Origin of the sequence: Burkholderia sp. HI2500 (genome assembly GCF_002223055.1) — a bacterium.
GTDB lineage: Bacteria > Pseudomonadota > Gammaproteobacteria > Burkholderiales > Burkholderiaceae > Burkholderia.
The window spans coordinates 722,900-746,651 of record NZ_NKFL01000005.1 but is presented as its reverse complement, the minus strand read 5'-3'; the positions used below and the strand labels follow the sequence as shown (position 1 = coordinate 746,651).

Genomic DNA, 23,752 nt, shown 5'->3' with positions numbered 1-23,752 from the left:
TACACTCGATTCAGGGGCGCGAGAGCCTCGAGCAAGGAGCAGCGCATGGCCGATCTCGCCGCGTACGGCGGTTACGAAGCACTGAAGGTGACGCGCCGCGACCATGGCGTGCTCGACATCGTGATGAGCGGCGAGGGCGCGAACCGCAGCGGCCTCGCGACCGCGAACGCACGCATGCATCGCGAGCTCGCCGACATCTGGCGCGACGTCGACCGCGATCCCGACACGCGCGTCGCGGTGATCCGCGGCGAAGGCAAGGGCTTCTCGGCGGGCGGCGACCTCGCGCTCGTCGAGGACATGGCGAACGACTTCGACGTGCGCGCCCGCGTGTGGCGCGAGGCGCGCGACCTCGTCTATAACGTGATCAACTGCAGCAAGCCGATCGTGTCGGCGATGCATGGCCCGGCCGTCGGCGCGGGGCTCGTCGCCGGGCTGCTCGCCGACATCTCGATCGCCGCGAAGGATGCGCGCATCATCGACGGCCACACGCGGCTCGGCGTCGCGGCCGGCGACCATGCGGCGATCGTGTGGCCGCTGCTGTGCGGGATGGCGAAGGCGAAGTACTACCTGATGCTGTGCGAGCCGGTGAGCGGCGAGGAGGCCGAGCGGATCGGGCTGGTCTCGCTCGCGGTCGAGCCGGCCGACCTGCTGCCGAAGGCCTACGAAGCGGCCGAGCGGCTCGCGCACGGTTCGCAGTCGGCGATCCGCTGGACCAAGTACGCATTGAACAACTGGCTGCGCACGGCCGGGCCGACCTTCGACACGTCGCTGGCGCTCGAATTCATGGGTTTTTCGGGGCCCGACGTGCAGGAAGGCATTCGCTCGCTGCGCGAGCGGCGCCCGCCCGAGTTTCCCGGCGACGCGCCGTTCTGACACGCGCTGGCGCTATGATCGATCCAGGCGCGGCACGCGCGACGCATGGCGGCCGCCTCGCTCTCACCCAGTCAACCAGGATGCCCGTATGACGACCGATGCCTCCGGCTCCAACCCTTTCGCCGGCTTTGCCGGCTTCAAGCCCGCCGACATGATGGACCGGATGTGGGACATGATGCGGATGTCGCCGTTCGGCGGGATGACGTCGTTCCCGGGCGCCACGCAAGGACTGCCGCCGTCGCTGTCGAGCATGTCCGACATGATGGCGCCGCTCACGAGCGTCGAGGAGCTCGACAAGCGGATCACCGATCTGCGCGCGGTCGAGCAGTGGCTGAAGCTCAATCTCGGGATGCTGCAGTCCGCGATCCAGGCGCTCGAGGTGCAGCGCGCGACGCTCGCGACGCTGCGTGCATTCGGCGCGTTCGCGCAGAGCTCGATGTCGGCGGCCGAGGAAGCGGCCGTCGCAGCCGCGCATGCGGCGAAACACGCGTCGGGGGCGTCGAGCGATACACCGCCGGCACCGGATGCCGACGCGTCGGCGGCAGCGTCGGGCGACGCCGCGCAGCAAGCCTTCGACCCGTCGGGCTGGTGGAGCCTGCTGCAGTCGCAGTTCAACCAGCTCGCGAGCCTTGCGATGGCGCAGCCGGGCATGCAGCCCGCCGCGCCGGGCGATGCGCCGCCGGACGCGGCCGCTGCGCCGGAGCCGGCCGCGAAGCCGGCACCGGCCGCCGCCGCGCCGCGCAAGCCTGCCGCGAAGCGCGCGAAATCAGCCGGTGCGGCCGGTTCGGCCGCGGCGCGCGCGGCCGCCGCATCGTCGCCCGAAACCCGTCCGCCGAAGCGCTCGACGTGACGCGGCGCAGGTAGCAGGTCGATCATGCGGCTCGCGCTCGTTCTGATGGGAGGCGGCGCACGTGCCGCCTATCAGGTCGGCGTGCTGAAAGCGCTGGCCGAGATCGCGCGCGAGGCCGATCCGCTGCGGCACACGCTGCCGTTCGCGGTCGTGTGCGGCTCGTCGGCCGGCGCGATCAACGCGACGTCGATCGCGAGCCACGCGGACGATTTTTCCCACGGCGTGCGGCGCCTGCTCGAATTCTGGGAGCCGCTGCGCGCCGACTACGTGTATCGCACCGACTGGCTCGGCATCGCGGGCGCCGGCGCACGCTGGCTGGCGACGATGACCTTCGGCTGGGCGGCCCGCCGTTCGCCGCGCGGGTTGCTCGACAACGCGCCGCTCGCGCACCTGCTGCAGCGCGAGCTGAGTTTCCACCGGATCGAGCAGATGCTCGAGGCGCGCCTGCTGCATGCGCTCGCGGTGACGGCGCTCAGCTATTCGAGCGGGCGGCACCTCACGTTCTACCAGGCCGCCCAGCCGATCCAGGCGTGGCGGCGCGCGCAGCGCACCGCGCGGCTGGTCGACCTGTCGGCGTCGCACCTGCTCGCGTCGTCGGCGATTCCGTTCGTGTTCCCGGCCGTGCCGCTCGTGCTCGACGGGCAGATCGAATACTTCGGCGACGGCTCGATCCGGCAGATCGCGCCGCTGTCGCCGGCGATCCACTTCGGCGCGGACCGGATCGTCGTGATCGGCGCGGCCGACCCGCGGCCCGAGATTCCGGCCGCGAACGGCGCAGGGCTGGTACGCGGCTACCCGACGCCCGCGCAGATCGGCCAGCAGGTGCTCGCGAGCGTGTTCCTCGACTCGATCGGCTCGGACATCGAGCGTATCGAGCACATCAACCGGATGATCGAGCACCTGCCGCACCAGGTCGAGATGGACAGCGGCTGGCGGCACGTCGACGTGCTCGCGATCGCGCCGTCCGAGCGCATCGAGCTGATCGCCGCGAAGCACCTGAAGCAGATGCCGGCGACGATGCGCGGGCTGCTCGGCGCGATCGGCGGCAGCCAGCCGGCCGGCGCGTCGTTTGCGAGCTACCTGCTGTTCGAGGAGGCGTTTGCGCGCGAACTGATCGAGCTCGGCTACCGCGACGGGCGTGCGCAGCGCGACACGCTGGCCGGCTGGATCGCGCGAGCGGACGGCGGCAGCGCGCCGGCCGCCGGCATGCCGCCGGAAGACGGCCTCGCGACCGGAGAAATACGGGTCTAATGCTTGCAGGAGAATGTAAGGTTGCGTTTTCGCGACGGTCGGCCGCGACCGATCGCCGCACCGCGATTGGCGGGGCACGACCGGGCAGGCGTCTCGGAACCGTCATGCACGCGTGATATCATGGCCGCCGCCGTATACACCATATCGAGCAGCCCGCCGATCCGGCATCCGCACGGGACCTTTCGGGGAACCCGCCTGGGGCAGGGGACGGGCGCGCCAACGAGCCGGCCAGCGCCGGCCCCCCACTCGGGCAAGCGTGCAGCCGGTTCCGTTCGCGGAGCGTGGCTGCGGCATGCCGCAACGGCGGCGGCGCGGCCGCCCGGCTGCCGGACGAGGAATCACCGTCCGGCTGGCCGGTTTCCCGCGTAAAATTAGAGTCTTGGCTGCAAAAGGCGCGCTCGGGCGCGCTTGCGCGGCAACAGTCACGTTTAGAGAAGTCGCATTGCGCAGAACAGGGGTGGGACCATCATGAACACGATGCTTTATCCGGAACTTTACCGATCGCTCGAAGCCGTCCGCTGGGACATGGAGAAGGACATTCCGTGGGACAAGTTCGACGCGTCGCTGCTCACCGACGAGCAGGCGAAGACGATCAAGATGAACGCGATCACCGAATGGTCGGCGCTGCCCGCGACGGAAATGTTCCTGCGCGACAACCAGCACGACAGCGACTTTTCCGCGTTCATGAGCGTGTGGTTCTTCGAAGAGCAGAAGCATTCGCTCGTGCTGATGGAATACCTGCGCCGCTTCAAGCCGGAAATGGTGCCGACCGAAGAGGAACTGCACGCGGTGCGCTTCCAGTTCGACCCGGCGCCGCCGCTCGAGACGCTGATGCTGCACTTCTGCGGCGAGATCCGCCTGAACCACTGGTATCGTTGCGCGGCCGACTGGCACACCGAGCCGGTCATCAAGCAGATCTACGAAACGATCTCGCGCGATGAAGCGCGCCACGGCGGCGCGTACCTGCGCTACATGAAGAAGGCGCTGAACAACTGCGGCGACGTCGCGCGTGCCGCATTCGCGAAGATCGGCGTGCTGATGGCGTCGGCGCGTCGCACCGAGAAGCCGCTGCACCCGACCAACCTGCACGTGAACCAGGCGCTGTTCCCGCGCGACACCGTGCAGTCGCGCCTGCCCGATCCGGAATGGCTCGAGCGCTGGCTCGACGAGCAGATCCGCTTCGACGGCGAGTGGGAAAAGAAAGTGGTCGAGCGGATCCTGCACAACCTGTCGATCCTGTTCGAGCGCACGTTCGCGACCGCGCAGGAGCTGAACCGCTATCGCAAGGAAGTTACCGGCCGCCTGCAGGCCGAAAGCGGCCCGTCGTCGGCCGCGCAGCCGGCCTGAGGCCGGTTGGCGCCGCAGCCGGCGTGCATCGCGCCGGCCGCGTTGCGCGATGTCGTACCTGTTGCATGAAGCCCGCCCGGTCAGTCCGGCGGGCTTTTTATCTGGCGCCGCCGCCGCGTGCGCCGTGGCTCATTCCGTCCGACTTCCATCATGTCCGCCACCTTCGAACGCAAGCTGATCACCCGTGATGCCCTCGTCGCCCTGCGCGCGTCGCTGCCGTCGCCCGTCGTGTTCACCAACGGCGTATTCGACATCCTGCATCGCGGCCACGTCACCTATCTTGCCGACGCGAAGGCGCTCGGCGCATGCCTGATCGTCGGCGTGAACAGCGATGCATCGGTACGCATGCTCGGCAAGGGCGACGACCGGCCGATCAATCGCCAGGAAGACCGCGCGGCGCTGCTCGCGGCGCTGGAAAGCGTCGACTGGGTCGTGACGTTCGAGGAAAAGACGCCGGTGTCGCTGATCGAGGCGGTCCGGCCGGACATCCTCGTGAAGGGCGGCGACTACGACATGGATGCGTTGCCGGAATCGGCGCTGGTGCGTGGCTGGGGTGGCCGGGCGTTGGCGATTCCGTTCGAGCACGATCGCTCGACCACCGCGTTGCTGAAGAAGGTGCGCGCCCAGCAGTCCTGAGCGCGGCCCGGCGCCGTCAGGGCGCGGACGCCGCGAGCGGCTCGGCCGTGACGGACGGCGGCGCGATCGGGCCGCCGATGACGGGTTGGTCGGTGGCCCGTGCGAGCGGCGTCACGCGCAGCGCATCGGGCCGCACCTGTCGCGCCAGCACGCCGGGTTCGCGCGGGCCGGCCGCCGGCAGCGGCCCGAACACGCCGCGCGCCACCACGAACGCGAGCATGTTGGCGAGAAAGAGAACAGCGATCAGCCAGCGCAGCATCGTCGACACTCCTCGTCGTCATTGACGTGGTTCACGTCATTCAATCGGGCCGGCCGCATCGCCGGCGATTTCATTCCTTCTCATTCCTGCCGTTGACCGTGCGCGCGGGCGGCCAGCATGGCGCCGCCCGTTCTTCACCGTCATCGTGACGCAGGCCCGCACGGGCTCGCGTTGCCGTGCGCCGGCGCGATGCCGGCGCTTTTCCGTCACGCCTGCGCCGGCGTGGCGGTTGCAGTTTCCGCGGCAATCAGCGCGAGCCCGGACAGGATCAGCGCATCGTGCCGCGTATGCGGAAGCGTCAGCGCACGCGCGACGTCGTCCGCCGCGCCGCCGGCCAGCACGAGCCGAACGGGCGCTTGCCACGCATCCGCGAGATCGCGCCACGCGCGTTCGATCAGCCCGGCCTGCGCATACAGGCAGCCGGCCGACAGCGAGCGCGGCGTATCGACCTGGAACGGTTCGGCCGGTGCGCCGGCGAGCAGGCCGCTCGCGATGTCGGTGGTCAGCGTCGGCAACTGCGCGGTGTGCGTGCCGAGCGCGCGCATCATCAGCGCCCAGCCCGGTGCGATCAGCCCGCCCGTGAAGCGGCCGTCCGCGCGCAACGCCTCGAGCGTCGTCGCGGTGCCGAACGTCGCGATCAGCAGGTGCTCGCCCGGAAACGCCGCGTGCGCGCCGATCAGTCCGGCCCAGCGGTCGCTGCCGAGCTGGTCGGGCGTCGTATAGCCGTTCGTCACGCCGCATTGCGTCTGACGCGCGCGTATCGTCGTGCGCGGCAGGCCTGGCCAGCATGCATCGAGCAGCGCGTCGAGCCGGGCGGCCACGTCGGCGCCCGCGACGTTCGAGATCCACGCACCGCGCGGACGCGGCAGGGCCGACCAGTCGGGATCGGCGCCGCCGTCGCGTGTGTGGCCGAACGCGCCCGTCTCGACGAGCGTGCGCTGCGCATCGGCGAGCGCCCACTTGATCCGGCTGTTGCCGGCGTCGATCAGCAGGTGCGGCTCGTTCATTGCGCTTCGCGCAGCGACACGTCGCCGGCGGCGATTGCCTGCATGCCGTCAGGCGTGTCGAGCAGCAGCTGGCCGGTCGCGTCGATGCCCGTCGCGGTGCCGCGCACGCGTTCGACGCCCTGTTCGAGCAGCACGACTTCGCGCCCCGCGTACGCGTGCAGCGCGTGCCAGCGCGGCAGGAACGGCGCGAGCCCTTCGGCGCCGAACTGCGCGAGCGCGGGCGTGAGTGCGTTCAGCGACGCGGCGAGCGTGTCGGTGAGGTTGGCCGATGCGCACGCGATCGACAGCGCGGCGGGCGGCAGCCCGCTCGCGAGCGTCGCTTCGCGCGCGCGCAGCGCGTCGACCTGCGCGGCGACGGCTTCCGCGCCGCGCACGTTGATGCCGAAGCCGATCACGACGGCGGTGGCGTCGGCGCTGGTCCACGCGGTTTCGATCAGGATCCCGGCGAGCTTGCCGACGATGCGCGGCGTGCCGTCGTCGGTGGCGGTCAGCAGCAGGTCGTTCGGCCATTTGAGCGCGACGCGCGTATGGGCGTCGAGCGGCAGCGCGGCGAGCCCTTCGGCGAGCGCGACGCCGATCGCGATGCTGAGGCCGCCGAGTGCTTCGACGGGGCGCGGCACGATGCAGCCGACCGAGCACAGCAGCGCATTGCCGGGCTGCGCGAACCACGGGCGGCCCTGCCGGCCGCGGCCGGCCGTTTGCTCGAACGCGACGCGCACGAGCGGCGCGGGCAGCGCGTTCGCATTGCGCGGCAGCGCCTTGAGCCGGGTGGCGACGTCGGCGTTGGTCGAGCCGGTGGCGGCGACGATGTCGAGCGGCCACGCACGCGGCGCGGCGTCCAGGTGCGCCTCGAGCCGGTTGCGCGCGATGTGCGCGTCGCCGGAATCGGGCGTGTCGGAGGAGGTGGGGGCGTTCATGGCGCCTATTGTAGCGACAGGGGGCGATGGCGCGCGTCGGGCGGGGTAATAGTCATTTCCCCGGGGACAGGGGCCGATTGGTATCCGACGCTTCGCGCGTATGTGCTCGTGCCGAATCGAAGGAAGTTACGTTCAGGTAGTCGTGGGCATGCGAGCCGGAAGAAATGCCGCACCGACATTCCGGTTGATCAATTGACGAAACATCGCCGACCGATGTCGATGGGGCAGAAGTTCGAATTCGTATGATGGATTTCCTGGTGCCGATCGTGCATTTTGGTGCGATGAGATTGCGCTGATAGCGACGAGAGGGAATCCGGATGAATGGTGGCGAGAAATGGTTAAGCGAGTCTTCGTTGACCGTTGGCGGAGGGGCGGGGCCCGGTACTTTCGCGGATGAGCGTTGCTCGGGCGCGATGAGCCGAGGTGACGCCGCATGATCCGCTATTTCCTTGCCAAGGGCGATCGGGGCGGCAGCGCGACGATCACCGAGGGATTGGAATGCGTCACGTGTTCCAATCCGCCGCCGCGTGTGCAGATCGCCACGCTCTACATGAAAACTTACTGCACGGCTTGCGAGCAGGCGGGGTTTGTCGCGCCGAAAGGCCCGCGCTTGCCCGGCAGGGCGCCGAATGGTCAGGGATGGGCGTTGAGTGGGGATATCAATGCATGCGGGTGCAGTCCGCCGCCTGTGTTCTATGCCGAGCGGGGCATGAGGATGCGGGTCGGTGATGGGGCGACTGAGCCGAAAGAGCTGGGAGACGACCATTCTCACTCGCCCGGCTCTGGGGCGGAATGCGACGAGCAGTATGTATTGAAAAACGAGAAGACGGGGCAGCCCTTGGTATGTGTGCCTTATCGAATACACACCAGTTCCGGCCAGGTCTTCAGCGGTATGACTGATCGTGCCGGGCACACACAGCGCGTAGCGACGCGTCATTCGGAGAAACTGCGAATTGAAATAGTGGAGCATGGCCATGCCGCACGATGACTACGAATACGTGACCGTACATGACTCGGCCATAACGAATACGACGCGTGGTTCGAAGGTTGAGCTTTTACTGGCAGTCGACGGGCCGCCCATCTGCAAAAACATGACCGATGCGGAATTTCGGAAGAAAGTCCTGACGTTGCGCGACGATGCCGTAAAAATAATCACGCAGAGAGTCGACGAACTCGATGTCTGGAGAGAGCCTGCACGGGCGAGAGTCAGAGAGTGGTTCGGGGTCGCCGACGAGCCCACTCGCGGTGCGCTGACGAACGGATTGGTGGCGTTGATCACAGTCATGAAGGGGTTGACGGCAAGGAATTTCGTTCGCTCCGATCCCGACCTTGATCGGGCTCTCGGCTGTACGCCAAATACCAAAAATCTAGACGGCGAAGTTGCGCACGTTTGCGGCCCCGATACCGCCACGCACACGATATCGATTTCCCCGAAGTTCTGTGAGCTTCCGGATACGAGTGCGGGTACGTTTTCCTCGATGCAACTGACCATTGTTCACGAGTGTGTGCATTTTCGGGATACATTCGGAGCGATTGACTACAAGAACACCTATGGACAATTTCTCAGCAGGCGGCTCGCCAAAGAGGTCCCGACAATGGCGATCAGGAATGCGGACAATATTGCGTGGTATATCTTGTGCATCGATTAGCCTTGTGGGGCTTTGTGCTTCAAGCGTCGTGTTTGCTTGCAGCTTTTCCCTGCAATACGCAAGTAAGCTCGACCTCGGCGTCATGGCCATTTCGAATGCTGACCGGATTGCGCTCGCCAGCTTGTTGGTGACCGTTCGGAACAGTGCGGCCAACAATGGTCCCGTCGTGATCTACGGATATGCCGACGAGCACGAGCGCGACGCAATTTCGATCGCCCGTACTCGGGCCAATGCTGTCCGAGCGTATCTCCTCGATCTCGGTGTAGCAAAGGATCGGATTCACATGGACTCTAAAATCTGGCGAAGCAACTCCGTTGTTCCGTCGAGTGAACGCAATCAGATAGAGATAGAGTTCATTCCAGCGTGTTCATCGGAAGGTTGCGAGAATCCGTGCGGTACGGTCTTGCAGGAGCAGAAGTAACGACGTACGGTATTCGCATGCGAGATATCCCCGCAGTGGCGTTGCGTCGCGCCAACGCTCCATCTCCTTAGCGCCGCATCTCCATCCGCTCCAGCGCCTTGATGTCCTCCTCGGACGTCATTTCGCAGGCCAGCAGCGTCTTGCCCTTCAGCGCCGGGCCCGGGCGGGCCGACACGAGGATCAGCGCACCACCCGGGCCGCGGACCGTCAGCCTGCGCGAATAGCCGACGGACGACGCGCCCAGCAGGTGGCCCTTCTCGAGGGCGAGCTGGTAGCGTTTCGCGAGCTGGTCGGCGACTTCGCCGTCCACGAGCACGCCGATTCCGGTACTGACGAACACGACCTGCTGCGTCGTGAAGCCGTCGCGGTGGATCGGCTCCGGCAGTCGATAGACCGCGGCGCCCAGCATCGATTCGTCCGGCTTCGGATCGGACGCCTTGGCGATGTTGTAGATCGCGTCCATCAGATCCGACGTGAACGGCGGCTTGCAAAGCGCGGCGTTGAAGATGTCGGGCTGGGCGGGCGGCGCGGCGCGTGCGGTGAGCGGTGCGCCGGCAATGACGAGGGCGACGGCGCCGACGGCAGCGGCGCCAAGCCTGGAAAGGCGATGGGACATGGATGCAGTTCTCTCAGGTTTTATTGTGAGGCTGCATGTTAATGCAATGCCGCGTATCGAACGGTCGACGTGGAGCAGCCGGGGGCGGCAATGCAACAGGCGCGTACGCCCGCGCCCCTCGATCGATTCCGTTGCCGGGTGATCGATGCGCGGGGCGTCGGAGCAGGCGCGTCATGCAGCCGGTGGGATGCCGGTGCGTGCGGACGAACGTTACGGCGCGACGACCGGGTGTTTCAGCGCATGCGCGGTCTCGATCCACTGCGCGTGGAACTCGTCAGCGTCGGGCTTGAGCCCGAGTTCGCCGTTGCGATAGGCCATCGCGAGCGTCTGCACGGCTTCCGGCAGTTCGTGCTCGGCGGCGCGGCGATACAGCGCCAGCGCGCGCGCCTCGTCGCGCGGTACGCCGCTGCCTTCGCGGTACGCGTTCGCGAGCATGAAGTCCGCGGCCGGGATGTCCGCGCGCGACGCGACGTCGAACCAGTGCGCGGCCTGCACGGGATCGGCGGCGACGCCGTAGCCGCTGCGATAGATCAGCCCGAGGTAATACGCGGCGGCCGGGTCGCCCTGCGCGGCCGCTTCGCCGAGCAGCGTGCGGGCGCGTGCGTAGTCCTTCGGCATGTCGCTGCTGCCGAGCAGCAGCGCCTTGCCGAGCGCGAGCTGCGCACGCCGGGCGGCGGGCGCGTCGGCCTTGCCGTCTGCCGCCGCGGCCGTTTCCAGCCAGCCGCGCCCCTCGTCGCGCAGCCCCGGTTCGCGCGCGTCGACGAGCGCGATGCCGAGCGCCGCCTGCGCGTCGCCCGAGCCGCGGCGCGCCAGCGTGCGCAACTGCGCGAGCGCATGCGGCTCGGTGGCCTGGGTGACCATCGCCTGCCACTCGTCGAGCTGCGCGGCGCTCGGCGCGGGGCCGCCGCCGCGCAGGCCGGCTGCCGCGACGACGGCCGCGACGGTCACGGCCGCCGCCGCGAGCAGCGCGGCCGGCGGGAGTTTCGCGCGCAGCAGGCGCCGCGCGGCGGCGGCGAGGCCGGTTTCGGCCGGCCGCATCGTCCGGATCGGTTGCATCGCGGGTCTCATTGCGTGAGGTCGATTTCGTAGGTGGCCAGGTTCTTGCCCGAGCCGTCGTCGGCCGCGACCTGCGTGATGCCGGTCAGGCCGGCCGCCGCCGCGTCGCCGAGGCGGTTCGGCGCGGACGCGAACTGCACGTGCGCGACCGAGCTCGCGAGCTTCGTGAAGCGCCAGCTGCGCTGTGCGCCGTCGGCCACGCGCGTGATGGCGCCGCGCTTCTTGACGAACGCGATCAGCACGTCGCGGTTCGCGTCGGGCGACGCGAAGATCGTCTTGCTGCCGTCGAGGCCGGGGAAGTTGCCGCCGCCGCTCGCGCGGTAGTTGTTGGTCGCGACGATGAACTGCGCGTTCGGGTCGATCGCCGCGCCCTTGTACGTCAGGTTCTTGATCCGGCTGCCGACCGGCTGCGTGACGTCGATTTCATACGCGAGATCGGCCGACGTGAACATGTCGAAGTTGTAGCCGGGGAACGTGCTGACGAGCGGTTGCACGGTCGCCTTGGTCGGGTCGATGCGGTTGAAGCGCTTCGCGGCCGTTTCGAGCCAGTTCTTCACGTCGGCGCCGCTCACCTTCACCGCGTACACTGTGTTCGGGTACAGGTACAGGTCGGCCGCGTTGTTGATCGCGAGCGCGCCCGGCGCGACGTCGGTGTAGTCGGTGCCGCCGCCGAAGCCGCTCTTGAACGGCGCGCTGACCGACAGCACCGGCAGCGACGCGTATTGCGGCAGGTTCGCCTGCACATAGGTCTTCACGTAGTCGGCCTGCGCCTCGTTGACGATCTGGATCGCGCCGGGATCGCCGACATCGGCGAAGTACGAGTTCATCCGGTAGTCGGTCGAGCCGATCGGCGTCTTCACGTAGTCGATCGTCGCCTGGTGCTCGGCGGCGATCGCGGCGGACACGGACGGATCGGCCGCGACGTAGCTCTTGTCGGCGTTCTGGATCGGCCGCGCCTCGACGGTCGTCTGCGACTTGTCGACGCTCCACGTCTTGCCGTCGAACTTCAGGCCGAGCTTGATCACGCCGAGGTGCTTGCCCCAGTAGTTGGCCATCACGGTCGGCACGCCGTTGACGGTGCCCTTGACCTTGTCGACGCCCGGCAGGTTGAACTGCGACACGGTGCTGTTCGCGTCCGGGAACACCTGGTGCGAGTGGCCGATCAGCATCGCGTCGATGCCGGTCACCTTCGACAGCCACCAGCTGCCGTTCTCCATCGTCGGCGAATACGCGGAATTGTCGAGGCCGCCGTGCGAGATCGCGACGACGAGATCGGCGCCCTTCGCGCGCATCTCCGGAATGTACTTCTCGGCGGCTTCCTTCAGGCCGGTCGTATAGACCTTGCCGTCGAGCCAGCGCTTGTCCCAGTTCATGATCGCGGGCGGCGTGAAGCCGATGATGCCGATCTTCACGGGCGCGCTGACCGTCTTGCCGTCCGGCGTCGTCGCGGTCACGGTGCGGGTCAGGATCGTGTACGGCGTGAACAGCGGCGCGTTGGTCTTCGCGCTGATCACGTTCGCGAGCACCTGCGGGAAGTTCGGGCCCGCGCACTTCTTCTGCTGGGCCGGCGCCGGCAGGCCGTCGACCTCGAACGTGTTGCCGGTCACCTGCGACAGGTACGGCAGCCCGTAGTTGAATTCGTGGTTGCCGATCCCGCCGCCGTCGAATTTCGCGGCGTTCATCACCTTGTAGATCGCGAGCGTCTGGTCGCAGCCGACCGGCTTCACGAGCGCCTGGTAGTCCGACAGCGCGGTGCCCTGGATCGTGTCGCCGTTGTCGAGCAGCAGCGTGTTCGGATACTGCGCGCGCGCTTGCGCGATCAGCGTCGACACGCGCTCGAAGCCGAGCGAGTTGTCGGCGGCGAGCTTGAAATAGTCATACGACAGCACGTTGGTGTGCAGGTCGGTCGTCTCGAGCAGGGCGAGCGTGGCCGTCGTGCCGACGGGCGCCTGGGCCGCCGGCGGCGTCGCGGGCGGCGAGGTGACGTCGTCGCCGCCGCAGGCGGCGAGGATGAAGGCGAGGCTGGCGAGCGCGGCGATCGCCGGCACGCGACGGCGGGAAAGCAGGGGAAGACGCATCGGTTGTCCTGTTCGGTGTTCTGTTTTATGAAAGGCGAGAGTCGCAACGATTGGCGGCGCGGGGCGCCGACGGCCTGATGTGCGGCGCGTGAGAGTATCGAAAGGAATCGTGACGGAAGAATGAAAGGTGATGAAGCCGGCAACGGGCCGGCAGCGGCGGCTTCCACGCGGCTCCCGGGGCGGGCGTTCCCGGTCAGGCGCCCCGGGCCAGGCGCCCCACGGAAATCCTCACGTCGCGTCGTCGGGCGGTTCGCTACAATGGCCGCTGTCACCTTTTTGCAAACAACCTGCCCTTGGACTTCGAGACTCCTCCCGGCCTGTCGGTCGACGCCGGCAGCCAGGGCCAGACGGTGCGCCTGTACGGCCAGTGGACCGCGCTCGCGCTTGCACGCAATCGCGGCGCGGTGGCGCGCCGTATCGCGAGCATCGCGTCCGGGCACGTGAGCGAATGGGATCTGTCCGGCATCGAGCGGCTCGACCACGTCGGCGGCCAGGCGCTGTGGCGCGTGTGGGGCCGCAAGCTGCCGGCCGGCGTCGCGCTGAGCGTGACGCAGCGCACGATCTTCGAGCGCATCGAGCGGCTCGACAGCGAGCGCGAGGCGCCCGAACGGGTGGTGCGCTTCGGCCCGATCACGCGCTTGGGCTTCATGCTGTTCACGTTCGGCGAACACCTGAAGGGCGGTATCGCGATGTTCGGCCTCGTGATCCTCGATGCATTGTCGGTGCTGCGCCGCCCGAAGACGATGCCGTGGAAGGAAACCTCGGCGAACATCTACAGCGCCGGCGCGCAGGCGCTGCCGATCACCGCGCTCGTCGCGTTCCTGATCGGCATCGTGCTCAGCTACCTGTCCGCGCAGCAGCTGCAGATGTTCGGCGCGAACCGCTATATCGTGAACATTCTCGGGCTGTCGGTGATCCGCGAGCTCGGCCCGGTGCTGTCGGCGATTCTCGTCGCCGGCCGCTCGGGTTCGGCGATCACCGCGCAGATCGGCGTGATGCGCGTGACCGAGGAGCTCGACGCGATGCGCGTGATGGGCATCCCGCACGGGCTGCGGCTGATCCTGCCGCGCGTGCTCGCGCTCGGCATCGCGATGCCGCTGCTCGTGATGTGGACCAACATCATCGCGCTGACGGGCGGCGCGCTCGCCGCGAAGCTCGTGCTCGGCATCGACGTCAACTATTTCGTGCGCTCGCTGCCGGGCGTCGTGCCGATCGCGAACCTGTACATCGGGGTGGGCAAGGGCGTCGTGTTCGGCATGCTGATCGCGCTGGTCGCCTGCCATTTCGGCTTCCGGATCAAGGCGAACTCGCAGAGCCTCGGCGAAGGCACGACCACGTCGGTCGTGACGTCGATCACGGTCGTGATCCTCGCCGACGCGGTGTTCGCGATCCTGTTCCAGAACGTGGGGCTCGGATGAACGCATCGAACGAAACGACCGCGCATGCCGCGGCCATCGGCGCCGGCTCGGTCGGCACCCGGCCGGCCGCGGCGGCCGACGGCGGCGACCTCGTGATCGAGGTGCGCAACCTGACCAAGCGCTACGGGCGCAACATCATTCACCAGAAGCTCGACTTCGACGTGCGGCGCGGCGAGATCGTGTCGATCGTCGGCGGCTCGGGCTCCGGCAAGACCACGCTCGTGCGGCAGATCCTCGGCCTCGAGCGGCCGACGTCGGGCACGATCAAGGTATTCGGTGAAGATACCGCGACGATCGACGACGCGAGCGCGCGGATGATGCGCACGCGCTCCGGGATGCTGTTCCAGCAGGGCGCGCTGTTCTCGTCGATGACGGTGTTCGACAACGTCGCGCAGCCGCTGCGCGAGCTCGGCCGCGTGCCGCCGGACCTGCTGCACGACATCGTGATGCTGAAGCTCGAGATGGTCGGGCTGCCGTGCAAGCACGCGTCGAAGATGCCGGCCGCGCTGTCGGGCGGGATGGTCAAGCGGGTGGGCATCGCGCGCGCGATCGCGCTCGAGCCTGAACTGCTGTTCCTCGACGAGCCGACGGCCGGCCTCGATCCGCAGGCGTCGGACGAATTCGTCGAGCTGATCGCGACGCTGCACCGCACGCTCGGGCTGACCGTCGTGATGGTGACGCACGATCTCGACACGATGGTCGCGCTGTCGACGCGCGTCGCGGTGCTGGCCGACCGCAAGGTGCTGGTCGCCGCGCCGGTCGAGGAGGCCGCGAACGTCGACCATCCGTTCATCCACGAATATTTCCTGGGGCTGCGCGGGCGCCGCGCATTGCAGGCGCTGCCGCCCGAGCGGCGCGCGAAGCTGCCGAAGGCGGCCCTCGAACCGGCGCTGTCGAGCGTCGAGCTGTAGGCACGAAGGAATCCGCGAATGGAAAACAAATCACATGCGTTCTGGGCCGGCCTGTTCACGATCGCGCTGACGCTCGCGATCGCGGGCACCGTGTTCTGGTTCAACGTCGACCGCACCGTGCGCGTGCCGTACGACCTGCTCGCGCGCACCAACGTGACGGGGCTGTTTCCGGACGCGGCCGTGCGCTTTCGCGGCCTCGACGTCGGCAAGGTGCAGTCGATCGGTTTCGATCGCACGCATCCGGGCCAGATCCGGATCCGCATTCTCGTCGACCATGACGCGCCGATCACGCAGTCGACCTACGGCAGCCTCGGCTTCCAGGGCGTGACGGGCATCGCGTTCGTGCAGCTCGAGGACACGGGCCGCGACCTGGCGCCGCTGCCGTCGTCGCCGAAGGCGATCGCGCAGATCCCGATGCGGCCGAGCCTGTTCGACCAGATCCAGGAGCGCGGCGACGTGCTGCTGCGGCAGCTCGAACTGGCCGCGAAGAGCGCGAATGCGCTGATGTCGCCCGAGATGCGCGAGCAGTTGCGCGCGACCGCCGAAAGCCTGCAGCACGCGGCCGACGGCGCCGCCACGCTGACGAAGCAGCTCGGCCCGGCGGTCACTGCGCTGCCGGAAACGATGCACGAGGTGAACCGCGCGATGGCGTCGGCGAACACGCTGCTGCAGCCGAACGGGCCGCTCGTGTCGAACCTGAACAAGGCCGGCACGGCCGCCGAGCAGATCAGCGTCGCGCTGAACGGTCTCAACACGCGCGTGCAGTACGACACGCTGCCGCGTTTCAACGCGCTCGCCGGCAGCGTCGGCGACGCATCGCGGCAATTGAAGGACGTGGCCGGTGAACTTGGCCGCAATCCGCGCAGTCTGTTGTTCGGTTCGCCCGGCGCGGCGCCGGGGCCCGGCGAGCCGGGCTTCGTCTGGCCGGGTGCGACGGCCGGGCAGTGACACCCATCGAAACCGGAAACTCCATGCAGGAACACGCCATGCCACGAATCCTTGACCGCGCGCTGCGTCCCGCCGCGGCCGCGCTTGCCGTGCTGACGCTGTCGCTCGCGGCCGGCTGCGCCGGCAACAGCGCGGTGCTGTCGAATGTCCGCTATGACCTCGGGCCGGCCACGTCGGTCGTGACCGCAGGCTCGGGCCCCGCGCTGAAGGTGCTCGACGTCGCCGCGCCCGACGCGCTCGACTCCGACAAATTCGCCTACCGCCTCGCATACGTGGACGCGCAGCACGTGGCCGCCTATCGCGACAGCCGCTGGACCGCGCCGCCCGCGCAATTGCTCACGCAGCGGCTGCGCGGCGCGCTGTCGTCGCGCGGCACGGTGCTCGAAGGCTCCGACGGCGTGCGCGCGCCGACGCTCAAGGTCGACCTGAACGAATTCGAACAGGTGTTCGACGGCCAGTCGCAGAGCCACGGCGCCGTCACCGCACGCGCGACGCTGATGCTGGACGGCAAGGTGCTCGGCCAGCGCACGTTCGTTGCACGCGCACCGTCCAGCACGCCGGACGCGGCGGGCGGCGCCCGCGCGCTCGCGACGGCGAGCGACCAGCTCGTGTCGCAGATCGCCGCGTGGGTCGGCATGCAGGCGTACGCGGGCACGCCGTGACGCGTGCCGCGCAGCCGCGATGAGCGCGACCGGCACCCTTCGCGCATCGCCGCTCGCGCGGCAGGCCTTTGCCGCTTACGCGGCCCTCATCGTCTACGCGTCGCTGTATCCGTTCGCGGGCTGGGTGTCGCTCGGCATCGGGCCGTTCGACTACCTGTTCGCGCCGATGCAGCGCTACGTGACCGCATTCGACGTGGTCACGAACGTGCTCGGCTATATGCCGTTCGGCGCGCTTGCCGTGCTTGCACTGCACCCGCGCTGGCGCGGCGTGGCCGCGACGCTGATCGCAGCCGGGCTCGGCATGCTGCTGTCGGGCGCGATGGAAGCGCTGCAAACCTACCTGCCGACGCGCGTCGCGTCGAATCTCGATCTCGCGGCCAACGCGCTCGGCGCGCTGCTGGGCGCCGCGCTCGTCGCGCCGGCCACCGGTGCGCTGCTCGATCGCGGCGCGCTGCGCCGGCTGCGCTTCGCGTGGTTCGAGGACGACGGCGCGACGCCGCTGCTGCTCGCCGGGCTGTGGCCGTTCGCGATCCTGTTTCCGTCGCCGTTCCTGTTCGGCATCGGCGACTGGCCGGCCGCGCTGTGGGAGCGCGCCGACGTGTCGATGCAGGACGCGCTGCTCGCGTGGCTGCCGGCCGCATGGCGCGTGGGCGAATGGCCGGAGCGCGTCGACGGCTGGCTGTCCGACTCCGGTTGGGAGGCCGCGCTCGGCGGGCTGATGCTGTTCGCCGCGCTGACGATCGCGTCGCTCGCGATGCGGCCGCGCGCGCCGCGCATCCGGCTCCTGATCGCGCTCGTCGTCGCGACGCTCGTGCTGAAGGCGGCCGCGACCTTCATGCAGTCGGCCACCGGCCTCGTCGTCGTGTGGGCGACGCCTGGCGCGCGGCTCGGGATCGAGCTCGGCTTCGCGGCCGCGCTCGTCGCGCTGCACGTGCCGGCGACCTGGCGCGCGACGCTTGCGGCGCTCGCGCTGCTGGCCGGCGTGGCGCTCGTGAACCTGCTGCCGGTCAATCCGTTCTTCGACTTCACGCTGTCGGGCTGGCGGCAGGGCCGCTACGTGCACTTCAACAGCCTCGCGCGCTGGCTCGCGTGGATCTGGCCCTACGCGGCGCTGATCTGGCTCGGCCAGCGCGTCGAGCACGCATGGCTGCCGGCCGTGCTGCGCCGCTGACGCGGCGCTGATCTGGCGCGGCGGCGGTATCGCAGGCAGCGGCGTGCGCCGGTCGCTATAATCGTCCGAACCCGCCGTTGCCCCGCGCAGCGGCAACCGCTCCTCTTTTCGCACGGCCTCGCGCCGGGCCGCTCGTCACCATCATGGATTCCTACTACCAGCACCACGTCTTCTTCTGCCTGAACCAGCGCGAACCGGGCGCCGAACGCCCGAGCTGCGCGCAATGCGACGCGCAGACCATGCAGGAATACGCGAAAAAGCGCGTGAAGGAGCTCGGCCTCGCGGGGCCCGGCAAGGTTCGCATCAACAAGGCCGGCTGCCTCGACCGCTGCGAGGAGGGGCCCGTGATGGTCGTGTATCCGGAAGGCACATGGTACACGTACGTCGACCAGGCCGACATCGACGAGATCGTCGAATCGCACCTGCGCGATGGCAAGGTCGTCGACCGCCTGAAGATCTGAGCGGGCCGGCCGAATGAACGTTCATACGCAGAAGTCGCTGATCGCGGGCCCGGTCGGGCAGATCGAAATCGCCGTCGACCTCCCCGACGCCGTGCGCGAAGGCGGCGCCACGCCGCGCGGCATCGCGCTCGTCGCGCACCCGCATCCGCTGTTCGGCGGCACGATGGACAACAAGGTCGCGCAAACCCTCGCGCGCACGCTCGTGCAACTGAACTACGTCGTGTTCCGGTCGAACTTCCGCGGCGTCGGCGCGACCGAAGGCGTGCACGACAACGGCACCGGCGAAGCCGACGACCTGCTCGCGGTGCTCGCGCACATGCGCGCGCAGCCCGCGTATGCGGACCTGCCGCTCGTGCTTGCGGGCTTCTCGTTCGGCACCTTCGTGCTGTCGCACGTCGCGAAGCGGCTGCGCGACGCGGGCGAGACGATCGAGCGGATGGTGTTCGTCGGCACGGCCGCGAGCCGCTGGCAGGTGGCCGACGTGCCCGAGAACACGCTCGTGATTCACGGCGAAACCGACGACACGGTGCCGATCGCTTCCGTGTACGACTGGGCGCGGCCGCAGGAACTGCCGGTCGTCGTGATCCCCGGCGCCGAGCATTTCCTGCATCGCAAGCTGCACGTGCTGAAGCGCATCATCGTCGACGCATGGCGCTAGCCAGTGCGCGGGTGCCGGCATGACGCCGGCAGCCTGCGTCGCTTCGTGCACATGACCTCCGGCCCTCGCCCGAGGCGCGCTTTTCCCCACGCGACATCGCGCCGCACCGTGCGGCGCCACCTCACTTCCACCCCGCCTGCGCATGCCTTTCGCACACCTTCGCGTGCGATGACGGGCAGCTTGTCGTCACCCCGCGCCGGATGCGCATGTGCAACTGTCCGGTGCCAGGTTCGCGAAAACGCCCTGCGCGCCCACGTATAATGGCCGGATTCCGCGTCGCCCGCGGCCCGGCTGGGCCCATTGCGGCGCTCGTTTTGCCGCTGTCCGCCCGCTCGCGACGGCCGCGAACCGAACGCGTCCGCACGAGTCCAACCGGCGCGTTTCGCGTCGCCCGACGATCTCGGGCGAGTGCCCGAAACGCCCGCCGCCTTGCCGTTCAACCCTGCGCGTTTCGCACCGCACTTTCTGCCATCAGCCTGAATCGATCATGCGTCTGTCTCCCCAAGGCCTCAAGTCCCTCGCTTCCTCCATCGCCTTCGGCACCGCCGCGCGCAACGTCGCGCTCGGCGTGATGCTGCCCGTCGCGCTCGCCTCGACGATCGTCGTCGCCGAGGCGAAGCCGGCCGCCAAGGCCAAGGCCGCGCATGCGGCGCCGGCCGCCACCGAGCAGTTCACCGGCGCGCCCGCGACCTACATGCCGGGCGCGGTGCCGCCGCCGGGCGTGAATGCGCGCTCGTGGGTGCTCGTCGATGCGACCAGCAACACGGTGCTCGCGTCGGGCAATGCCGATGAACGCGTCGAGCCTGCGTCGCTGACGAAGCTGATGACGGCGTACCTCGTGTTCGAGGCGCTCGACAAGAAGAAGATCTCGATGGAGCAGATCGTCACGCCGAGCGAGGCCGTGCGCCGCGTCGGCCGCGACGAGTCGCGCATGTTCATCGAGGCGAACAAGCCGGTGTCGGTGCACGACCTCGTGTACGGGATGATCATCCAGTCGGGCAACGACGCCGCGATCGCGCTGGCCGAACTCGTCGGCGGCAGCGAAGGGCAGTTCGTCACGCTGATGAACGACGAGGCGCAGCGCCTCGGCATGAAGGGCACGCACTTCGCCGACGTGAACGGCATGCCCGACCCGAACCACTACACGACGGCCGGCGACCTCGCGAAGCTGTCCGCGCACCTGATCCGCGATTTTCCGCAGTACTACAGCATCTTCTCGGAGAAGGAATTCAAGTACAACAACATCCGCCAGGGCAACCGCAACCGCCTGCTGTGGCTCGACCCGACGGTCGACGGCCTGAAGACGGGCCATACGCAAGCGGCCGGCTACTGCCTGATCGCGTCGGCGAAGCGCGCGATCCCGGGCGTGGACGGCCAGCGCCGCCTGGTGTCGGTGATGATGGGCGAGCAGAAGGAAGGCGAGCGCACGCAGGACAGCATGAAGATGCTGAACTACGGCTACAGCGCGTTCGATTCGGTGCGCCTGTTCAAGGGCGGCCAGGCGATGTCGACGCCGCGCGTCTACAAGGGCAAGGACAACACCGTGCAGGTCGGCGTGAAGGCCGACCAGTGGGCGACCGTGCCGCGCGGCCTCGGCGACAAGATCAAGACGGAAGTCGACGTCAACGCGCCGCTGATCGCGCCGCTCGCGGAAGGCCAGCAGGTCGGCACCGTGAAGATCGTCGCCGACGGCAAGACGCTGTCGGAGTTCCCGGTCGTCGCGCTGCAGGCCGTGCCGGAAGCGGGTATCTTCGGGCGTATCTGGGACTCGATCCTGCTGATGTTCAGCAAGAAGAAGTAAGCACGACGGGCCTTTGTTTTCGCGACTTCATCCCCATCTGACATAGCTATGAGCCAAGCCGAATTCGAACCGATCGTCTACCTCAGCGTCTCGTCGCAGGAGGAAATGGTGCCGCTGTCGGAAGCCCGTGTACCGGTGCTCGACCGCGGGTTCATCTTCGGCGATGGCGTGTATGAAGTTGTCCCCGTTTATGCGCACGACGGCGCGCACGTGCCGTTCCGGATCGAGCAGCATCTGGCACGGCTCGAGCGCAGCCTGAAGAAGATCGGCATCGCGAGCCCGCACGACGACGCGGGCTGGCGTGCGCTGATCGAGCGCGTCGTCGCGGCGAATGCCGAAGGGCTCGGCGACGGCAACGCGCTGGTCTATCTGCAGGTGACGCGCGGCGTCGCGAAGCGCGGCCACGCGTTCCCGGCGAACGCGGTGCCGACGGTGTTCGTGATGACGAGCCCGCTGCGCCTGCCGTCCGCCGAAGAACGCGCGCGGGGCGTGCGTTGCGTGACGGCCGAGGATCGTCGCTGGCTGCATTGCGACATCAAGTCGATCTCGCTGCTCGGCAACGTGCTGATGGCGCAGCATGCGGCCGAACGCGATGCGTTCGAGACGCTGCAGCTGCGCGACGGCAACCTGACGGAAGGCTCGTCGTCGAACGTGTGGATCGTGAAGAACGGCGAGCTGCTCGCGCCGCCGCGCAGCAACAAGATCCTCGAGGGGATCCGCTACGCGCTGATCGAGGAACTGGCGGACGAATGCAAGATCCCGTTCGTCGCACGCGAGATCAGCGAAGTGGAGTTGCGCGCGGCCGACGAAATCATGATCACGTCGGCCACGAAGGAAGTGCTGCCCGTCACGTCGCTCGACGATCTGCCCGTGCAGGGCGGCAAGCCGGGCCCCGTATTCGCGGCGTTGTACGACGCGTACCAGCGCGCGAAAGCGCGCGAGTTTGAACAGTTTGACCTAACCCGGAGCAAATGATGAGCGAACCGACCAAAACCATCGAGGTGACCGGCGCGATCGATACCCGGAAGGAGTCGCTGCTGGAGTTCCCGTGCGATTTCCCGATCAAGATCATGGGCAAGGCGCACCCCGAGTTCAAGGACACGATCTTCAAGGTCGTCGCGGTTCACGACAACGAGATCGATGTCGAGAAGATCGAGGAGCGTGCGTCGAGCGGCGGTAATTACACGGGCCTCACGATCACCGTGCGGGCGACGAGCCAGGAACAGCTCGACAACATCTACCGTGCACTGACCGGCCACCCTATGGTCAAGGTCGTACTCTAAGCGCCTTCCATCCTCCTTCCTGCGCGCACTCGGCGGGGGTCTTCCCCGCCGCGCGCCGCGCGTCCAGCTCGTCGCACAGCCGCTTGTATTCGGCGACTTCCTGAAGCAGCCAGGTCCTGAACGCCTGCACGCGCGGCGTGTTCACGAGCGGCGGCGGACACACGAAAAAATAGTGCCACGGGCTCGGCCCGTCGATGTCGAACAGGCGCACGATGCGCCCGTCGAGCAGGTCGTGCACCGCGAGCGAGCGGCGCACGAGCGCGATGCCCTGGCCGTCGATCGCGGCCAGCAGCAGGTTCGACGAATCCTGGTACAGAATCCCCCGTTTCGGCTCGGTCAGCGTCTTGAGCCCGGCCGCGTCGAACCACGGCCGCCACAGCTCGTCGTCCGAGCGCAGCAGGTTGTAGTGCGCGAGATCGGCGGGCGTTTGCGGCAGCTTGCCGCCGTTCAGCGTCGGCGCACACGCCGGAAAGAACACCTCGTCGAACAGCGGCTCGACATGCAGCCCCGGATAGTTGCCTTGACCGAAGCGGATCGCGATGTCGACGTCGTCGCGTGCGAAATCGGTGAGCGAGTTGGTCGACTGCAGCTCGACGTCGATTTCCGGATGCCGCTCGATGAACGTGCCGATGCGCGGCGTGATGAAGCGCGCGGCGAACGACGACAGCATCGACACCACGAGCCGCCGGTCGCGGTCGCTCGCGCGCACGTCGCGGGTCGCATCGGCGATCACCATCAGCGCGGTGCGAATCTGCTGCGCGTAGCGCATGCCGGCGTCGGTCAGGCACAGCCGCTTGCCGTTGCGCGTGAACAGCTGCACGCCGAGTTCTTCCTCAAGTGCGCGTACCTGGTGGCTCACCGCGCCGTGCGTGACGAACAGCTCGTCGGCGGCGCGCGAGAAATTCTCGTGACGGGCGGCGGCTTCGAACGCGCGAATCGCGTTCAGCGCAGGTAGCTGGCGGAGGTCCATTTGCTAATTTTCCTCACATCGACGTGAAAATTGGTCGTTTTGTCTGACGCCTTGGAGTGACTACGATTGTAGCCATCGAAGCACTTTTTGGCGGAGTCGATCATGCAAGAAATTTCTTCAAGCATCACGTTCGAAATCCCCGCGGGCGAAACCGTGCCGATGAAGGTACAACGCAGCACGCGGCTGATCGTCCAGAGCGGGCCGGTGTGGGCGACGCGCAGCAACGACGTCAACGACTACTTCCTGGTCGACGGCGAAACGCTGAAGCTGCGCCGCGGCGAGCGGCTGTGGCTCAGCGCGGAGGGCCGGGAGGGCACGCGCGTGGCGTTCTCGGTGTCGCGGCCGCCCCGGGAAGTCGCGCTCGGCGGGCTGGCACGGCTGCGTGAACGGCTGTCCGCGCTGCTCCACGACGGCTGGCGCACCGTCTGACCATCATTTCCTCCGACGGATACCGGCGATCCGTCCCCCTCCCAAGGCCGGCGAGACCCACGGGTTTTCGGTAAACTACC

General features: G+C 68.2%; 26 protein-coding genes. 19 read left to right on the top strand and 7 right to left on the bottom strand.

Going from position 1 to position 23,752, the window contains the following annotated elements; all coding sequences use genetic code 11:
• The first annotated feature begins 45 nt into the window (after positions 1–45).
• The 5 genes from CFB45_RS16380 (at position 46) to rfaE2 (ending at position 4,957) form a co-directional block, all read left to right on the top strand.
• Positions 46–873, top strand: coding sequence for an enoyl-CoA hydratase/isomerase family protein (locus CFB45_RS16380; RefSeq protein WP_089426435.1), 828 nt, complete (start codon positions 46–48; stop codon positions 871–873).
• An 88-nt stretch (positions 874–961) separates the two neighbouring features.
• Complete coding sequence (locus CFB45_RS16375) at positions 962–1,723, top strand: PhaM family polyhydroxyalkanoate granule multifunctional regulatory protein (RefSeq protein ID WP_089426434.1); 762 nt, start codon at positions 962–964, stop codon at positions 1,721–1,723.
• A 24-nt stretch (positions 1,724–1,747) separates the two neighbouring features.
• Positions 1,748–2,974: a patatin-like phospholipase family protein gene (locus tag CFB45_RS16370; RefSeq protein WP_089426433.1), complete on the top strand. Its 1,227-nt coding sequence runs from the start codon at positions 1,748–1,750 to the stop codon at positions 2,972–2,974.
• A 468-nt stretch (positions 2,975–3,442) separates the two neighbouring features.
• On the top strand, positions 3,443–4,321 hold the full coding sequence (locus tag CFB45_RS16360; RefSeq protein WP_011353352.1) for a diiron oxygenase: 879 nt from the start codon (positions 3,443–3,445) through the stop codon (positions 4,319–4,321).
• A 150-nt stretch (positions 4,322–4,471) separates the two neighbouring features.
• Complete coding sequence (gene rfaE2, locus CFB45_RS16355; protein ID WP_089426432.1) at positions 4,472–4,957, top strand: D-glycero-beta-D-manno-heptose 1-phosphate adenylyltransferase; 486 nt, start codon at positions 4,472–4,474, stop codon at positions 4,955–4,957.
• Positions 4,958–4,973: 16 nt separating this feature from the next.
• On the opposite strand, the gene CFB45_RS16350 is transcribed toward rfaE2, so the two are convergent.
• The 3 genes from CFB45_RS16350 to CFB45_RS16340 all read right to left on the bottom strand — a co-directional run bounded on the left by CFB45_RS16350 (position 4,974) and on the right by CFB45_RS16340 (position 7,140).
• Entirely contained in the window at positions 4,974–5,216 is a 243-nt protein-coding gene (locus CFB45_RS16350; protein WP_089426666.1) for a hypothetical protein, read from the bottom strand.
• A 206-nt stretch (positions 5,217–5,422) separates the two neighbouring features.
• Positions 5,423–6,223, bottom strand: a complete 801-nt coding sequence (locus CFB45_RS16345; protein WP_089426431.1) for a type III pantothenate kinase — start codon at positions 6,221–6,223, stop codon at positions 5,423–5,425.
• On the bottom strand, positions 6,220–7,140 hold the full coding sequence (locus tag CFB45_RS16340; RefSeq protein ID WP_089426430.1) for a biotin--[acetyl-CoA-carboxylase] ligase: 921 nt from the start codon (positions 7,138–7,140) through the stop codon (positions 6,220–6,222). Before CFB45_RS16340 ends, CFB45_RS16345 begins: the two co-directional genes overlap by 4 nt.
• 433 nt (positions 7,141–7,573) lie before the next feature.
• Between CFB45_RS16340 and CFB45_RS16335 the strand changes: the two genes are divergently transcribed.
• The 3 genes from CFB45_RS16335 (at position 7,574) to CFB45_RS16325 (ending at position 9,210) form a co-directional block, all read left to right on the top strand.
• Positions 7,574–8,128, top strand: coding sequence for a hypothetical protein (locus CFB45_RS16335; RefSeq protein WP_089426429.1), 555 nt, complete (start codon positions 7,574–7,576; stop codon positions 8,126–8,128).
• Positions 8,115–8,789 (top strand): M35 family metallo-endopeptidase, encoded by a 675-nt coding sequence (locus CFB45_RS16330; RefSeq protein ID WP_179255070.1) that lies wholly within the window; start codon positions 8,115–8,117, stop codon positions 8,787–8,789. Before CFB45_RS16335 ends, CFB45_RS16330 begins: the two co-directional genes overlap by 14 nt.
• Before the next feature lie 82 nt (positions 8,790–8,871).
• Positions 8,872–9,210 (top strand): OmpA family protein, encoded by a 339-nt coding sequence (locus tag CFB45_RS16325; protein WP_165765632.1) that lies wholly within the window; start codon positions 8,872–8,874, stop codon positions 9,208–9,210.
• Between the two features lie 67 nt (positions 9,211–9,277).
• On the opposite strand, the gene CFB45_RS16320 is transcribed toward CFB45_RS16325, so the two are convergent.
• From CFB45_RS16320 to CFB45_RS16310, 3 genes are all read right to left on the bottom strand, one after another.
• The gene (locus CFB45_RS16320) at positions 9,278–9,826 is read right to left on the bottom strand and encodes a hypothetical protein (protein ID WP_089426426.1); all 549 of its coding nucleotides are present in this window, start codon (positions 9,824–9,826) and stop codon (positions 9,278–9,280) included.
• A 210-nt stretch (positions 9,827–10,036) separates the two neighbouring features.
• Complete coding sequence (locus tag CFB45_RS16315; protein ID WP_089426425.1) at positions 10,037–10,882, bottom strand: tetratricopeptide repeat protein; 846 nt, start codon at positions 10,880–10,882, stop codon at positions 10,037–10,039.
• Positions 10,883–10,890: 8 nt separating this feature from the next.
• A complete protein-coding gene (locus tag CFB45_RS16310; protein WP_089426424.1) occupies positions 10,891–12,960 on the bottom strand; it encodes a bifunctional 2',3'-cyclic-nucleotide 2'-phosphodiesterase/3'-nucleotidase in 2,070 nt (689 codons plus the stop codon).
• 293 nt (positions 12,961–13,253) lie between these two features.
• Here CFB45_RS16310 and CFB45_RS16305 point away from each other — a divergent pair, with 293 nt between their 5' ends.
• From CFB45_RS16305 to CFB45_RS16260, 10 genes are all read left to right on the top strand, one after another.
• On the top strand, positions 13,254–14,378 hold the full coding sequence (locus CFB45_RS16305) for an MlaE family ABC transporter permease (protein ID WP_089426423.1): 1,125 nt from the start codon (positions 13,254–13,256) through the stop codon (positions 14,376–14,378).
• Entirely contained in the window at positions 14,375–15,289 is a 915-nt protein-coding gene (locus CFB45_RS16300) for an ABC transporter ATP-binding protein (protein ID WP_089426422.1), read from the top strand. Before CFB45_RS16305 ends, CFB45_RS16300 begins: the two co-directional genes overlap by 4 nt.
• A gap of 18 nt (positions 15,290–15,307) precedes the next feature.
• A complete protein-coding gene (locus CFB45_RS16295) occupies positions 15,308–16,237 on the top strand; it encodes an MlaD family protein (protein ID WP_089426421.1) in 930 nt (309 codons plus the stop codon).
• A 23-nt stretch (positions 16,238–16,260) separates the two neighbouring features.
• Entirely contained in the window at positions 16,261–16,899 is a 639-nt protein-coding gene (locus tag CFB45_RS16290) for an ABC-type transport auxiliary lipoprotein family protein (RefSeq protein WP_441301355.1), read from the top strand.
• Between the two features lie 19 nt (positions 16,900–16,918).
• Positions 16,919–18,070: a VanZ family protein gene (locus CFB45_RS16285; protein WP_089426420.1), complete on the top strand. Its 1,152-nt coding sequence runs from the start codon at positions 16,919–16,921 to the stop codon at positions 18,068–18,070.
• Positions 18,071–18,213: 143 nt separating this feature from the next.
• Positions 18,214–18,531: a (2Fe-2S) ferredoxin domain-containing protein gene (locus tag CFB45_RS16280; protein ID WP_011694422.1), complete on the top strand. Its 318-nt coding sequence runs from the start codon at positions 18,214–18,216 to the stop codon at positions 18,529–18,531.
• A 13-nt stretch (positions 18,532–18,544) separates the two neighbouring features.
• A complete protein-coding gene (locus CFB45_RS16275) occupies positions 18,545–19,189 on the top strand; it encodes an alpha/beta hydrolase (protein WP_089426419.1) in 645 nt (214 codons plus the stop codon).
• Positions 19,190–19,676: 487 nt separating this feature from the next.
• Complete coding sequence (locus CFB45_RS16270) at positions 19,677–20,990, top strand: D-alanyl-D-alanine carboxypeptidase family protein (protein WP_089426418.1); 1,314 nt, start codon at positions 19,677–19,679, stop codon at positions 20,988–20,990.
• A 48-nt stretch (positions 20,991–21,038) separates the two neighbouring features.
• Positions 21,039–21,965, top strand: coding sequence for a D-amino acid aminotransferase (locus tag CFB45_RS16265; RefSeq protein ID WP_089426417.1), 927 nt, complete (start codon positions 21,039–21,041; stop codon positions 21,963–21,965).
• Positions 21,965–22,273, top strand: a complete 309-nt coding sequence (locus CFB45_RS16260) for an HP0495 family protein (RefSeq protein ID WP_011353335.1) — start codon at positions 21,965–21,967, stop codon at positions 22,271–22,273. Before CFB45_RS16265 ends, CFB45_RS16260 begins: the two co-directional genes overlap by 1 nt.
• Here CFB45_RS16260 and CFB45_RS16255 read toward each other — a convergent pair.
• Entirely contained in the window at positions 22,257–23,243 is a 987-nt protein-coding gene (locus tag CFB45_RS16255) for a transcriptional regulator GcvA (RefSeq protein WP_089426416.1), read from the bottom strand. The two genes, CFB45_RS16260 and CFB45_RS16255, sit on opposite strands and share 17 nt — an antisense overlap.
• Positions 23,244–23,345: 102 nt before the next feature.
• Here CFB45_RS16255 and CFB45_RS16250 point away from each other — a divergent pair, with 102 nt between their 5' ends.
• On the top strand, positions 23,346–23,672 hold the full coding sequence (locus tag CFB45_RS16250) for a DUF2917 domain-containing protein (protein WP_089426664.1): 327 nt from the start codon (positions 23,346–23,348) through the stop codon (positions 23,670–23,672).
• The last annotated feature ends 80 nt before the right edge of the window (positions 23,673–23,752 follow it).